The sequence below is a fragment of the Mangrovicoccus ximenensis genome, assembly GCF_003056725.1.
GTDB classification, from domain to species: domain Bacteria; phylum Pseudomonadota; class Alphaproteobacteria; order Rhodobacterales; family Rhodobacteraceae; genus Mangrovicoccus; species Mangrovicoccus ximenensis.
The window spans coordinates 327,543-340,366 of sequence record NZ_QBKZ01000015.1; the positions used below are offsets into that span (position 1 = coordinate 327,543).

At 69.1% G+C, this 12,824-nt stretch carries 12 protein-coding genes, 1 tRNA gene and 2 pseudogenes; 5 read left to right on the top strand and 10 right to left on the bottom strand.

Annotated features, from left to right (window positions below; all coding sequences use genetic code 11):
• Nucleotides 1-16 precede the first annotated feature (16 nt).
• On the top strand, nucleotides 17-1,948 hold the full coding sequence (locus tag C7T91_RS17510) for a leucine-rich repeat domain-containing protein (RefSeq protein ID WP_108260371.1): 1,932 nt from the start codon (nucleotides 17-19) through the stop codon (nucleotides 1,946-1,948).
• 8 nt (nucleotides 1,949-1,956) lie between these two features.
• Here C7T91_RS17510 and C7T91_RS17515 read toward each other — a convergent pair whose 3' ends face one another.
• The 5 genes from C7T91_RS17515 to C7T91_RS17535 all read right to left on the bottom strand — a co-directional run bounded on the left by C7T91_RS17515 (nucleotide 1,957) and on the right by C7T91_RS17535 (nucleotide 6,227).
• Nucleotides 1,957-2,898, bottom strand: coding sequence for a hypothetical protein (locus C7T91_RS17515; RefSeq protein ID WP_108260372.1), 942 nt, complete (start codon nucleotides 2,896-2,898; stop codon nucleotides 1,957-1,959).
• An 80-nt stretch (nucleotides 2,899-2,978) separates the two neighbouring features.
• On the bottom strand, nucleotides 2,979-4,622 hold the full coding sequence (locus C7T91_RS17520) for a CTP synthase (protein ID WP_108260373.1): 1,644 nt from the start codon (nucleotides 4,620-4,622) through the stop codon (nucleotides 2,979-2,981).
• Between the two features lie 146 nt (nucleotides 4,623-4,768).
• Nucleotides 4,769-5,134, bottom strand: coding sequence for a preprotein translocase subunit SecG (gene secG / locus C7T91_RS17525; protein ID WP_108260374.1), 366 nt, complete (start codon nucleotides 5,132-5,134; stop codon nucleotides 4,769-4,771).
• Nucleotides 5,135-5,244: 110 nt separating this feature from the next.
• A complete protein-coding gene (locus C7T91_RS17530; protein WP_108260375.1) occupies nucleotides 5,245-5,646 on the bottom strand; it encodes a DUF6524 family protein in 402 nt (133 codons plus the stop codon).
• A gap of 155 nt (nucleotides 5,647-5,801) precedes the next feature.
• Complete coding sequence (locus tag C7T91_RS17535; protein ID WP_108260376.1) at nucleotides 5,802-6,227, bottom strand: hypothetical protein; 426 nt, start codon at nucleotides 6,225-6,227, stop codon at nucleotides 5,802-5,804.
• A gap of 216 nt (nucleotides 6,228-6,443) precedes the next feature.
• Here C7T91_RS17535 and C7T91_RS17540 point away from each other — a divergent pair, with 216 nt between their 5' ends.
• On the top strand, nucleotides 6,444-7,016 hold the full coding sequence (locus tag C7T91_RS17540) for an isochorismatase family protein (RefSeq protein WP_108260377.1): 573 nt from the start codon (nucleotides 6,444-6,446) through the stop codon (nucleotides 7,014-7,016).
• Nucleotides 7,017-8,151: 1,135 nt separating this feature from the next.
• Here the strand turns inward: C7T91_RS17540 and C7T91_RS39630 are convergent.
• A pseudogene (locus C7T91_RS39630) lies at nucleotides 8,152-8,313 on the bottom strand (transposase); the annotation flags it as partial.
• Nucleotides 8,314-8,494: 181 nt separating this feature from the next.
• Nucleotides 8,495-8,737, bottom strand: a pseudogene (locus C7T91_RS17545) (IS110 family transposase); the annotation flags it as partial.
• Between the two features lie 277 nt (nucleotides 8,738-9,014).
• Here C7T91_RS17545 and C7T91_RS17550 point away from each other — a divergent pair.
• Nucleotides 9,015-9,425 (top strand): hypothetical protein, encoded by a 411-nt coding sequence (locus tag C7T91_RS17550; RefSeq protein ID WP_145962927.1) that lies wholly within the window; start codon nucleotides 9,015-9,017, stop codon nucleotides 9,423-9,425.
• Here the strand turns inward: C7T91_RS17550 and lipB are convergent.
• Nucleotides 9,422-10,102, bottom strand: coding sequence for a lipoyl(octanoyl) transferase LipB (gene lipB, locus C7T91_RS17555; protein WP_108260379.1), 681 nt, complete (start codon nucleotides 10,100-10,102; stop codon nucleotides 9,422-9,424). The genes C7T91_RS17550 and lipB overlap by 4 nt on opposite strands.
• 138 nt (nucleotides 10,103-10,240) lie before the next feature.
• Between lipB and C7T91_RS17560 the strand changes: the two genes are divergently transcribed.
• Nucleotides 10,241-10,327 (top strand) — tRNA-Leu (locus C7T91_RS17560).
• A gap of 264 nt (nucleotides 10,328-10,591) precedes the next feature.
• Nucleotides 10,592-11,029: a MarR family transcriptional regulator gene (locus C7T91_RS17565; RefSeq protein ID WP_108260380.1), complete on the top strand. Its 438-nt coding sequence runs from the start codon at nucleotides 10,592-10,594 to the stop codon at nucleotides 11,027-11,029.
• A 45-nt stretch (nucleotides 11,030-11,074) separates the two neighbouring features.
• Here the strand turns inward: C7T91_RS17565 and C7T91_RS36055 are convergent, their stop codons facing one another.
• Both C7T91_RS36055 and C7T91_RS36060 read right to left on the bottom strand, forming a co-directional pair.
• Nucleotides 11,075-11,971, bottom strand: a complete 897-nt coding sequence (locus C7T91_RS36055) for a YceI family protein (RefSeq protein ID WP_236638362.1) — start codon at nucleotides 11,969-11,971, stop codon at nucleotides 11,075-11,077.
• 530 nt (nucleotides 11,972-12,501) lie between these two features.
• Nucleotides 12,502-12,702 (bottom strand): hypothetical protein, encoded by a 201-nt coding sequence (locus C7T91_RS36060; RefSeq protein ID WP_236638372.1) that lies wholly within the window; start codon nucleotides 12,700-12,702, stop codon nucleotides 12,502-12,504.
• Nucleotides 12,703-12,824: the final 122 nt, after the last annotated feature.

A 12,824-nucleotide genomic window follows, 5' to 3' on the forward strand; every position in this document is an offset into this window, starting at 1 on the left:
CGGAAGGACAGCGGCCATGCCCGGGGACAACGGAACGGATCAGGCAGAGGCGCTGCGGCGCATCCGCGAGGCAGAGGCCAGCGGGGCGGCCGAGCTGAGCTTATACGGGCTTGCCGGGCTCGACCGGCTGCCGCCGGAGCTGGCGCAGCTCGACCGGCTGTCTTCGCTCGACCTCGGCAATACCGGGATCACCGATATCGACGTGCTGGCCCGGCTGCCGGGGCTGCAGATCGTCCAGCTGGTGAACACCCCGGCGCTGCGGCTGATCCAGGAGCTGGAACCGCTGATGGATGCCCGCGACCTGCGCATCTTCTTCCGCGACAACCCGCCCGCGGCCGCCGCGCCGGTCCTGCCCGACCCGGCCGCCACGCCGTTCCGCAGCCGCGGAACACAGGCCGTGCTCGACACGGGGGGGCAGGCTGATCCCGCCGGTCTCGATCTGCGAGAAGCCGGAGAGCCCGGGGATCGGCCGGGCCGGGGGCAGCGGCGCGAAATGCCGGATCGCGCGTGGCACGCCGAGGGCGATGGCAGCGGCGCCGGCGGCGAGGAACAGGGAGCGTCTGGACAGGGCCATGCCGCCTCCCTGCCATGGTCCGGCCGGGAAGGCCATGCTTGCCAGGACCGGAACCGCTGCGGTATTCCGTTAGGGAAAGGGTGCGTTGCCCGGGGCTGTCATCGGGAGGGCGGCATGGAAATTCTCGAAGGCGCCTTGGCATTTTCCGTCGTGATGATCGTGCTGGCGACGATCGTCAGCGGCTTGACCGAAGCCTGGCTGCGTAACCGGCGGACGCGGCAGGCCTTCCTCGCGGTCGCGCTGGCGCGGATGATCCGGGACGTGGCGGCGGGCCAGGTCCCGCAGCTGGCGCTGCGCAACGGCGGTGCGCGCCGCGACTGGATCCCGCGCCTCGTCGACGAGCTGACCTTCAATCCGGTCCATGGCCCGCTGGAGGAGCTGCGCCGCAAGCCGGGCGTCGCCGAAACCGCCAGGCAATGGATCGCCGATCTGGCGCCGGCCAGCCATTACAAGGTCTTCCTCGACAGCCTGGCCCCGGCCGCGGCGCCGGACGGGGAGGCGGACACGGAGGTGAAGCTGCGCAATGTGCTGCGGGTGGACACGCTCAGCCCCCGCGGCTTCGCCGAGCGCTTCGCCCGGCTCGAGCCCTATGGCAGCCAGCTCGCGACCGAGGGCGAATGGCGGCTCCTGGTCGAAACCTATGCCCGCTACCGCCTGCTCGGCCAGGAGCGCTACCGCAAGAAGGCGCAGTCGATGTCGATCCTCATGGCCTTCCTGGTGGCGCTGGCCTTCAACATCGATGCCGGGCGGGTCTTCGTCCATGTGATGACCGACCGGAGCGCCCGCGAGGCGCTGCTGGATGCGTCGCCGGACATCCTGTCGAGCATTTCGGAGCGGGAGCAGGCGCTGGCCGCGGCCAGGGAGGAGGGCGCCGGGGCCGGCGAGATCCGCGCCATGGAGGACGAGCTGGCGGAACTGCGCAAGCTCGTCGACGACAATCTCGGGCTGCTTGCGGAAAATGCCGCGCTGCCGATCGGCTTCACCTACTACCCGCATTGCCTGATCGCCCCGGCGATCAACAAGGCGCAGCAGCTGGCGGCCGAGCAGGGCGTGGCGGCGGACCGCCCGGCACTTGCCTGCGTGGCGGGCGAACTGCGCGAGCCCTGGTGGTCGGGCCTGCCGATCTGGTTCGCCAATGTGGCGATCGCGGGCTTCCTGATCGGGCTCGGCGGGCCGTTCTGGTACAAGGTGTTCAGCGGGCTGTCGCAGCTGACCCAGGTGCTCAAGAAGGTCGGCGGCGGGCAGGCGCCCAAGGAGACCTATTCCGACCTCGCCGAGGCGGGCGGGGCTCCGGCGACGCCGGAGGACCAGGTCGCGGCGGCGGTGGCCGCGGCCTGCCGGATCCGGGGCATCGCGGTTGCTGCCGCGGACTGACGCGGGGTTCAGCCTTTCGGGCGCGGATAGAATTTCAGGTGCTTGCGGTCGCCGGCGCTGGGGCTGAACACCCGGTAGTCCAGCCTGCAGCCCTCGATCTCGGCCCCGGGCACGACGAGGCCCGACTGCGGGATGTCGCCGGTGCGGATCGCGAAGATCTTGCCGCAGGTGCCGGCCCCCGGCGCGTCGCGGATGCCGCTCAGATAGGCCCAGTCGTGGCGCGACCCGTGTCCGGTATTGTCGATGTACCAGTCTGCGGCATCCATCTTCTTCGGCTTGGAATTGTGGCTGTCGGTCAGCTTGCGCACGGTTTCCAGGAGCAGGCGGAACTGCTTCACGTCCAGCGCGGCATCCTTGGTCTCTCCGGCTTTCGTTCCGGCGATGGCGGGGCAGATGCCCGAAACCGTCTCCGACAGCACCGCCAGCAGACCCCACCAGCCCTCGTCGGCCGAGAGCGGCTTCAGCCGCTCGGGCAGGTCGCCCGGATCGGCGGCGCGGTGTTCCGGGGCCATGCCGAGGAAGCCGCCGAATCTCGGCGCGCCGCAGAGATTGCCGATCGCGCCGAGGTCGAATTTCCCTGCCGAGATGATCGATTGCTGGATCGAATTCGGCTCGCGGCCGGCGGCCGATCCGTGCAGCGGCTGGAGCAGCCGCAGGAGCGCGGGCCCGCTTTCGCGGATCTCGCGCAGGAAATCCGCCGCCTCGTCGCCGAATTCGTCCTTGGTCTTGCTGCCCGACGCGGCCTTCTCGGCCTTGATGGCCGCTGCCAGCGCGTCGTCCTTGATCGTGTAGTCCGTGGTCAGGTAGCGCAGCCGCGCCACGTTCGCGATCACGTAGCCCATCAGGTAGTAGTACCGCCAGGGCAGCACGTGATGGTAGGTCCAGCCGCCCTCCGAGGGCGTGTTGTCGGACCGGGCGGCGAAGGCGATCTTGAATTTCAGCTTCGGCATGCAAGCCCCCAGGATCAGATGACGCTGGGGAATGCTTGCATGTCCTGTTGCCGCGGGGAAGCCGGAATCCGGCTGCCCGGTCAGACCAGCCGCGACAGGTCCTTGGCGGCGCGCACGAAGTCGCGGAACAGCGGATGCGGCGCGAAGGGCTTCGACTTCAGCTCCGGGTGGAACTGCACGCCGATGAACCACGGATGGTCCTTGACCTCGACGATCTCCGGCAGGCGGCCGTCCGGCGACACGCCCGAGAAGATCAGGCCGCGTTCCTCCAGCTGCTTGCGGTAGGTCATGTCGACCTCGTAGCGGTGGCGGTGGCGCTCCTCGATGACGGTGCCGCCATAGACTTCGGCGACGCGGCTGCCCTCGGCGAGATAGGCCGTGTAGGCGCCCAGGCGCATCGTGCCGCCCTTGGCATCGGATTTCTTGCGCTCGACCTTGTGGTTGCCCTGCACCCATTCCTTGAGGTGGTAGACGACCGGGGTGAAGCGCTTCTTGCCCTTCTCGTCGTCGAATTCCTCGGACCCGGCGTTTTCCAGGTCGGCGAGGTGGCGCGCCGCCTCGATCACCGCCATCTGCATGCCGAGGCAGATGCCCAGATAGGGGATGTTGCGGGTGCGGGCGAATTCCGCCGCCTTGATCTTGCCCTCGGTGCCGCGCTCGCCGAAGCCGCCGGGCACCAGGATGCCGTGGAAGCCTTCGAGCCGCGCCGCCGCGTCGTCCTTCTCGAAGATCTCGGCATCGAGCCATTCGGTGCGGACCTTGACCCGGTTGGCCATGCCGCCATGGGTCAGCGCCTCGGAGACGGATTTATAGGCGTCTTCGAGCTGGGTGTACTTGCCGACGATGGCGATGCGGACCTCGCCGTCGGTGTTGTGCACGCGGTCCGAAACGTCCTTCCACTTGGTCAGCACCGGCTTCGGCGCGGGCGAGATCTGGAACGCGTCCAGCACCGCCTGGTCGAGGCCTTCGGCGTGGTAGGCCAGCGGCGCGTCATAGATGGATTTCAGGTCCTGCGCGGCGATCACCGCCTCGGGGCGCACGTTGCAGAACAGCGCCAGCTTTTCGCGCTCCTTCTGCGGAATCGGGCCCTCGGAGCGGCAGACCAGAACGTCCGGCGCGATGCCGATCGAGCGCAGCTCCTTCACCGAGTGCTGGGTCGGCTTGGTCTTCAGCTCGCCGGAGGCGGCGATGTAGGGCAGCAGCGTCAGGTGCACGAAGATGCACTGGCCGCGCGGCCGGTCCTGGCCGAACTGGCGGATCGCCTCGAAGAAGGGCAGGCCCTCGATATCGCCGACCGTGCCGCCGATCTCGCAGAGCATGAAATCGACCTCGCCCTCGCCGGTGGAGAGGAAGTCCTTGATTTCGTTGGTGACGTGCGGAATCACCTGGATCGTCTTGCCCAGATAGTCGCCGCGGCGCTCCTTCTCCAGCACGTTGGAATAGATGCGGCCCGAGGAGACGGAATCGGTCTTGCGCGCGGCGACGCCGGTGAAGCGCTCGTAATGGCCGAGGTCGAGGTCGGTCTCGGCGCCGTCATCGGTGACGAAGACTTCGCCATGCTCGAAGGGCGACATCGTGCCCGGATCGACGTTCAGGTAGGGGTCGAGCTTGCGCAGGCGGACCGTGAAGCCGCGCGCCTGGAGGAGCGCGCCGAGCGCCGCCGAAGCCAGGCCCTTGCCAAGCGAGGACACCACACCGCCGGTGATGAAGATATAGCGCGTCATGTTGCTCGGAACCCCCGTAGATGTCGGCCGAAAAAGTGATGGCTGCGAAACCTGACCACGGGATTAAACCCATATAGGATTCGCAGTGATCCCGCAACATGCTGTTGCGGGATGTCGTGATTTTACAAGGTGTTGTGTTTGCGCAGTTATTCTGCGCGCGGCGGAGCGACGGGCTCGGCGCCGGTGGAGGGCGGCAGCAGGTCGCCGCCGGGCAGGGCGGGTGCGCTGCCGGTTGCCGGCGCGGTCGCCGGGGCCTCTTGGATGCGGTCGAGGACCGAGCTTCCCGAGGAGGTCTGTGCCGCGATGATCGTCAGCGCGATCGAGGTCGCGATGAAGGCTGCCGCGAAAGCCCAGGTGAGCTTGGTCAGCGCGGTGGCCGCGCCCCGGCTCGACATCACGCCGCCGCTGTTGCCGCCGATCCCGAGGCCGCCGCCTTCGGACCGTTGCAGAAGCACGACCCCGATGAGGCAGAGAGCGAGGATCAGGTGGATGATGAGTAGGACGTTTTGCATGCGTGGGACCTGGTGTTCGGATCGCGGCCTAACTAGAGCCCGCGGCGCGCGGACGCAACCCTTAGCGGGCCGTGCCGCGCAGACAGGCGCCGGAGCGGCGCCGCTTTGCCTCAGTTATCCTCGACATCGTCGACATCGGCCTGGCCCGAAACCCGGCGGCGGACATGGCTCCAGCCAAGCCCGGTGCCCAGCACCAGCGACAGGCCGAGAATCCCCAGCCAGGCGGTGGCGGCGTCGTTTTCCAGCGTCAGCACGCCGAGATCGTGCAGCACCCAGACCGCGGCGGCGAAGATCGCCGCGACCAGCGCCATGCCGAACGGCCCGATCGAGCGCAGTGTGGCGCGCAGGAACACCACCCAGACGGCAAAGAGCAGGAGCCCCGCCAGCACCGCGACCGACAGCGTGTTCCAGCCGTGATGCAGCGACCAGGAGATGTAGTTGTAGGGCGTCGGGTTGAAGGTGGCGGCGACCAGCAGGAAGGCGATCGCCCAGCGGGGCAGGAGGTCGGTCATGGCGGGCTCATCGATCGGGGCCGCACCGGGCGGCGGGAAATGGCGGCGCCAGCCTCGGGGATCCGCGGCGCGCCTGCAACGGGTTTCGCGGGACGGGCGGCAGTGCCCGGCGGGAAGATGCCGGGACTTTGCCTTGAATTGCCGGCGTCGGCCGGTCAGGCGCCGATCTGGCGCGCATAGGCGGGATAGCGACTGCGGCAGCCGTCGCGGTTCGCCTGCACATAGCTGAAGAACCGGCCGTCCTCGGTGGCGCTGACCGCCTCGGCGGTGGCCTGGGCCTTGTCCGGATCGGGGGCCTGGGACATCAGGCTGCTTGCGGCGGCCTGCATTTCCCGGCGGCGCGCGTCGAAGCCGTCGGGATCGTCGAGCGCCCGCGATGTCAGCAGCACCACCGCGCAGGCGCCGTAGTCCCGCGAGCTCAGCGGGGTATGCGGCGCCAGCGGGTCGGAGGATTCGACCGGGGCGGGCAGGGGCTGCGGCGCGGGCTCGGGCGGCGTCTGCAGATGCACCGGCGTGCCGCAGGCGGCGACAAGGGCAAGGAGGGCGAGCGGGGTCAGGCGCAGATGCGCGGAGGTCGTCATGGCGATTCCCGGGGAAGCTTTCGGTCCGGCTCTCGCATGCTGCAAATGCTTCGGCAAGCAGGCATCTCGGCGCCTGCACGCCGGGCGGGGGAATGCGGTCGACGGGTCCGCCGCGGGTTGAGTCGGCCGGCTCTCCGCTGCGCGCCGGGCCCGGAACTGTTTTCGGCAGCCGGGGACGGCCTGCATCTTGAACGCTCCGGCCCGGCGGCCCGGCACATGCGGCGCGTTTGCCGCGCGCGCGCGGCGCTCCTCGTCCATGACATGCAGCGGTATTTCTGCCGTCCGTTCGGCGGCGCGCCGCTGGAACCGGTGACGCAGAACATCGCCCGGCTGCTGCGCATGGCGCGCGGCGCGGGCATCCCGGTCTTCTACACCGCGCAGGAGGGCGGCCAGTTCCGGCCCGACCGCGGGCTGCAGGCCGACCTGTGGGGACCGGGAATGAGCCCCGATCCCGGCGATACGGCGATCCTGCCGGAGCTGGCGCCGGAGCCGGGCGACATCGTTCTGGTCAAGCACCGCTACAGCGCCTTCCAGCGCTCCAATCTCGGAACGCTGATGCGCGCCCGCGGCCGCGACCAGCTGATGATCGCGGGCATCTATGCCCATATCGGCTGCCTCGCCACCGCGGCCGAGGCCTTCCAGCGCGACATCCAGCCCTTTGCCATCGCCGATGCCCAGGCGGATTTCGACCGGGCGCGGCACGACATGGCGATGGCCTGGGTCGCGGGCTGCTGCGGCGGGGTGACGGCGACCGCAGAGGTGCTGGCCGGAGAACCGGCATGCGCCTGACCGGCTTCGAGGGACGCGCCGCCTTCGTCACCGGCGGGGCTCGAACCGTCGGGACCGCTGACGGAATTGCGCGCCCGCAGAGCCGCTTCGGTGGCACGCCGCGGTTGCTGCGGGGCTCCCGGTCATTGCCATGGCCGTCCGCGACGCGCAGGCAGCTCCATCTGCGCGCCGTTCTCCGGAAGCGCTCCGGCAGGCGGAAAACTGCGGTTTGCGGGGGGCTTGAACCGCGCCCCGGCGGGATGCCAATGGCGGCGGCGCGGGGTCTGTCCGCTGGCCGGGTCCCATCCTCCTTCGGCTGGGTGCAATCCGGCGCGGCATCCTGAGGGTTTGCCGAGAGGGCCGGCCGAATTCCAATCAGCGTGCCGTCAGGACGCGCCAGTCCCGCCTCCCGAGGGAAGGGTCGGCAAGGGGGCGGTCGGACAGCCGGTCCCGCCGCGGCCATGTCTCCGGTGGCTGTGCCCGTCGTTCCTGCATTCGGATGCGATCCCCCGGCAGTTCCCTCGATCCGGCGGGTGCCGTCGGTCTTGATGCGCTGCGCCGTCCGGCTGTTCCCGTGCGCCAGAGCGGTGCCCGCCGCGCGGCGCAGCCGCCGTCCCCCGTGGCCGCTCCGCAAGGACTGAGGGATTGGCCAGTATCTTCCTCGGGTCAAACTCTCGGCTGCGGCTGCGGCTGCGGCTGCGGCTGCGGCTTGCCGATGGCCGACATCCGGGCGAAGCGGAGGGCAGGCCGGAGCAGGGCAGGAGCGGCCGTCAGGTCCGCGTCAGCAGGAGGGGCCATTGGAAGATGGCTGCGGAACAGAAGGCGGGACAACGGCCATCCTGCGGATCAGGGCGACGCACGTCCGGAGGATGAACCGGGGGCATTGTTGCAGACGCCGGCGTCGGGACGTGATGCGCCTTTCCCTAGCTGAGCCTTCCCCGCTCGCTCTCGGCGGTGCCGGGGGCGTCGACGCGGCTCGAGACTGAGCGGCAAGCGTCCTTGGTCCGAGCGCAGCCGGGAATGACGCGGATGCGGATTTCGGCGGTCTCGCGGCCGGTCTCCTTCGAGGTGACCCTGGGCCCGGCGGAACGAAAGCGCGACGGTGATCGTTCGAACGGGTTTTCGCGCGGCCCCGCTGGGGCCATGGCCCCGTCTCCCTTTGACGGCGGCAGAGCGTGGAGACGTCCGGCACCGGCCAGTCCAGCCCTGCCATTTCGCGGATGCTGGACCCCATGCCGCTGCGCCATGGTCATTCGGACCCGTGGCGGTCCCATGGCCAGATTTGCCGGAGCGGCAGACCGAACAGGACCTTCGCCATCTGCCAGACATGGACATGGATGGCGTGTGCCGGGCAGGGCTCCGCCCGTCCGGCCCTTAGGGGCTCCGCCCTTTCCCTCCTCACACTGTCCGCTGGGACAATGTGAGGAGGGAACCCCGCCGGAGAATTTTCCGCTTGCGCGGACCGGAGCCCCCCGGACTGTTCCGGACCCCGCCTCACTCTGCCGCTTTACGAAGGGCTTCACATAGGCAGGCGGGACGAACCTGATGTCGTGACCGAACCTGGACAGTTCGCGCCCCCGGAAATGCGCGCCGCCGCAGGCTTCCATCGCCACCAGGCAGGACGGCAGCTTCGCGAAGAACTCCAGCACCTCGGCCCGTCGGAGTTTCCTGCGCAGGACTGCAGCGCCCCTGGCGTCAGCGCCGTGGACCTGGACCGCATTCTTCGCCAACCTTTCGGCGATTGCCCTGCATTCGCCTGCCGGTCAGCGGATCGAGCCCGACCGTGACAATCTCCGACATGACCGCCTCCTAATTCGGAGTGTTGCGATCCCACCTTGGCACCTCGATGCCGTCGGGGGGCGGTTACATCATCAATGCCCACAGGGAAGCGCTCCGGCGCCGCGGACGGCGCGCTGCAACCGGTCGTTTGCGGCTTGGTCCTGAACGGCCGGGCGCTGCATGGCAGCCGCGGCGCGGGCGTTCCTGCAGGCTGTCCGGACGGGGGAGCGGCGGGTCATCATGCGGGTCATCGTTCCGGTCGCAGGCGCGGGTGCCGACATGGCTACGCCCTGCGATCCGGGCGAGCCGTCCGGCGAGGACGGCACGGAGGCCGCGGCCTGCGGACCCGAGGCGGTGCGCCCGGTGATCTATCCGCAGGCCGGCAGCGAGGACGGCAAGGCGCGGGCGGAAACGCTGCGCAGCGCGCTCGGCGACAAGGGCTGGGTGCTGCTGGCGACCGAGGTCGTCTCCGCCAGCCCCAGCAACGGCGATATCCGCTACTACCATGCCGAACAGCTGGCCTGCGCCGAACAGCTGGCGCAGGACATCGCCGCGACCGGGGGCTTCGGCAAGCCGAAGCTGATCTATCTCGGCGACCGCTACCGCAACCTGCCGACCGGGCGGATGGAGCTTTGGCTGGCCGCGCCCTAGATGGACGGAACGGCGTCCGCGGGCTCTTCGCCGAACACCTCGCCGAAGGTCTTCTTCAGCGCGACATCGACATCTTCCATCGTCACCGGCAGGCCGAGATCCACCAGCGAGGTGACGCCGTGCTCGGAGATGCCGCAGGGCACGATTCCCGAGAAATGCGACAGGTCCGGTTCGACATTGATCGACAGCCCGTGGAAGCTGACCCATTTGCGGATGCGCAGGCCGATCGCGGCGATCTTGTCCTCGCGCGGCTGTCCGTCCGGCCCGGCGGGCTTGTCATGGCGCACGACCCAGACGCCGACCCGGCCCTCGCGGCGCTCGCCCTTGACGTTGAACTCCGCGAGCGTCGCGATCACCCACTCCTCGACCTGGTGGACGAACTGGCGGACATCGCGGCCGCGCTTCGACAGGTCGAGCATCACATAGGCCACGCGCTGGCCCGGACCGTGATAGGTGTACTGGCCGCCGCGGCGGGTGCCGTAGACCGGAAAGCGCTCGGGATCGACGAGATCGCGGGGATCGGCGCTGGTTCCGGCGGTGTAGAGCGGCGGATGCTCGAGGAGCCACAGCGTCTCTGATTCCGACCCTTGCGCGATTCCGTCGGCGATGCGCTCCATTTCGGCCAATGCCTCAGGGTAAGGTACGAGATTTTCAGAGGTTTTCCAGGTAAGGGACATCGTCGGACTCCTGTATTTCAAGGGCGGATTACCGCCTGCGGGAGGGGCTGTCCACTTTTGTAGGAAAAGTTGCATTTCCCCTCTTGCGGCTCCCGGAAGCCGAGGGTAGTAACCCGCCACTGCCAGTCAGGACAGAGTGCGGTCGTGGCGGAATTGGTAGACGCGCAGCGTTGAGGTCGCTGTGGGGTAACTCCCGTGGAAGTTCGAGTCTTCTCGACCGCACCAATCCTGACAGGGCAGGGATACGGACAAGGTCCGGTCCCGCCCGCAGTACACTCCCGGAAAATCATGGTGTAGCGTGGCCTTGCGGGGCGCTAATCCGCTCATGCCCCTGTTTTGCGCCAAAAAAATGAACAACTTCAGGTTGCCGTGACGAAATTCCCGGTAAAGCTGTTCATTCGTTTCGAATTCATAGACAATAAGTTCACATCGCGATAACGTGTTGTTAGCCAGTTAACCAAAACCGGCGGCTCACCGGGGGAAACCAGAATGAACGTCATTTCGCCGCTCTTCGGCGGCACTTCCGATTCCCTGCCGATGCGTATCCACCGTGCCCGCGAACGCGTGATCTCGCCGATCCGCGCCTTTGCCTCGCGGTCCCATCTCACGGAACAGCAGTGGCGGATTCTCACGGTCCTCGAAGAGCAGGGACCTCTGGACGCGACGCGGCTCTCCGAGCAATGCGGGCTGCTTCTGCCCAGCCAGACCCGGATCATCCAGACGCTGATGGAAAAGGGGCTGGTCAGCCGCAGCCGCGATCTGCGCGACCGCCGCCGCCAGACGCTGTCGATTACCGAGAAGGGGCGCGAGATCGTGCTCGAACATGTCGACGACCTGGCGAAGCTCTCTGCCAGGATCGAGGCGCGGCTCGGCCGCAAGCGGCTGGCGACGCTGATGGAGCTGCTCGAGGAACTCGAGCATATCTGATGTCCGACCCCGGCCGCGGCGGCCGGGGCCTTTCGCGTGGCGGGCTCAGCTGCCCGCGCTGCGCGTTGCCTCCAGGTCGATGCCGACCCGGACCGAGAAGCCCAGCGAGCCCTCGTCGTTGTAGCTCTGCGTGCCGATGCCGAAATCGCGGCGGTCCAGCACGGCCTCGCCGGCGGCATGGGCCGTGCCGTTCTGCATCTCCAGCGAGAAGGGCAGGCTGACCGGCACCGAAGCCCCCTTAAGCTCCAGCGTTCCCTCGGCGACATAGCTGCCGTCCTCCTGCTTCAGCAGGTCGGCGTCGAAGGCGGCGGTCGGATGCCCGGACGCGTCGAAGAATTCCGCGCCCATCGCCTGGTCGGTGACCGTGCCCAGCGTCAGGCTGGAGATGGCGATCTGCACCGTCGCATGGCCGGCCAGTCCCGGAGCGGCCTCGGGATCGAAGGCGATCGACGCCGTCCAGTCGGCGAAGCTGCCGGTCACGTCCGAGCCGAACTGGTGCACTGTGATCGACAGAGTGCCGCGGGTCACGGTCCATTCGCTGGCCTGCTGTTCCAGAACGGGCAGCTGTCCGGCATCCGCGCCGTTGCGCGGCAGGCCCTGGAGGGTGCCGATCGCGATGGCGATGACCCAGACGGCGGCAGCGGCTGCGGCGGGTGCCGGCGAATGGCGGGCGGGCGGCACGGTTTCGTTGCCGCGTCCCGGCAGCATCCGGCGCAGCGTGCCGTCGCGGTCGATCAGGTGGTGCTTCAGCGCGCCCGCGACATGCAGCGCCACGGCACCGAGCAGCACCCAGACGAAGACCGCATGCAGGCTTTCCGACATCGCGGCCAGGTCCGGGTTCTTCGGCACGAAGGGCAGCGACTGGCCGAAGGGCCACCAGATCGGCGCGAAGCCCTCGGTCGCGGCGTGGCCGATCCAGCCCGACAGCGGCGCCAGCAGCATCGCGCCGTAGAGCGCGGCCGCCCGGTCTGGGACGCGGCGCGGCTGGCCTTCCTGCCGGGCGCGGGCGGACCCACCGTCGCAACCTGCCGCGCCGCCGCCTCGACCTCGCGCACCGCGCGGGCATCGAGCGGCGCGATCAGAGCCCGCTCGGTGACGCCCAGCACGGCATCGGCGTCGAAATGCTCCTCCACCGCGCGCTCCAGCCCTTCGGCGGTCCATTCGAGATCGCGCCGCCCGGCATAGAATCCGCCGAGATTGACCGCCAGCTTGCGCGCCGCCGCCAGGTCGGCATTGACCAGCACCTCGGCGGCCGCCTGATGGATCTTGTCGAGCCGCGACAGCCGCAGCAGCGCCCAGAGCTCGCGGGCGATCAGGATCGCCGCGACGATCGCGAAGGCGGCGAAGAGCAGCGTCAGCAGTCCCGCCAGCACCGGGCTGGCCTGCATCATCGCCGCAACCGCCGCCCAGGCCGCCATGCCGAACAGCGCCGAGACCACAGCCGCCCCGAGCCCGAGGAACCAGCGCCGGGCTCAGTAGCCCATGACGTCGTCGGAGACGAGCCCCGCCAGCGCGCCCACCGACGCGCCCAGGAGCGGCGACACCCCGACCGGAACGGCCAGCAGGAAACCCGCGCCGCCGCCGGCCGCCGTGCGTTCCATGTCGGTCATCGACGCGCATCCGCCGAGGAAGAGTGCCGCGCCGCAAAGGGCGGCGGGAAGAAATCGGGCCATGCTGCTGCCTCCTGTCTTGTTCTTGATGGGCATTCTGCCGCCAATGGCTGTTGCCGAGCCGGACCCGCGTTGCAACCCCGAATGCGTCCGGGGACCGGAACGGGCGGTGTCCCGCCGCGGCA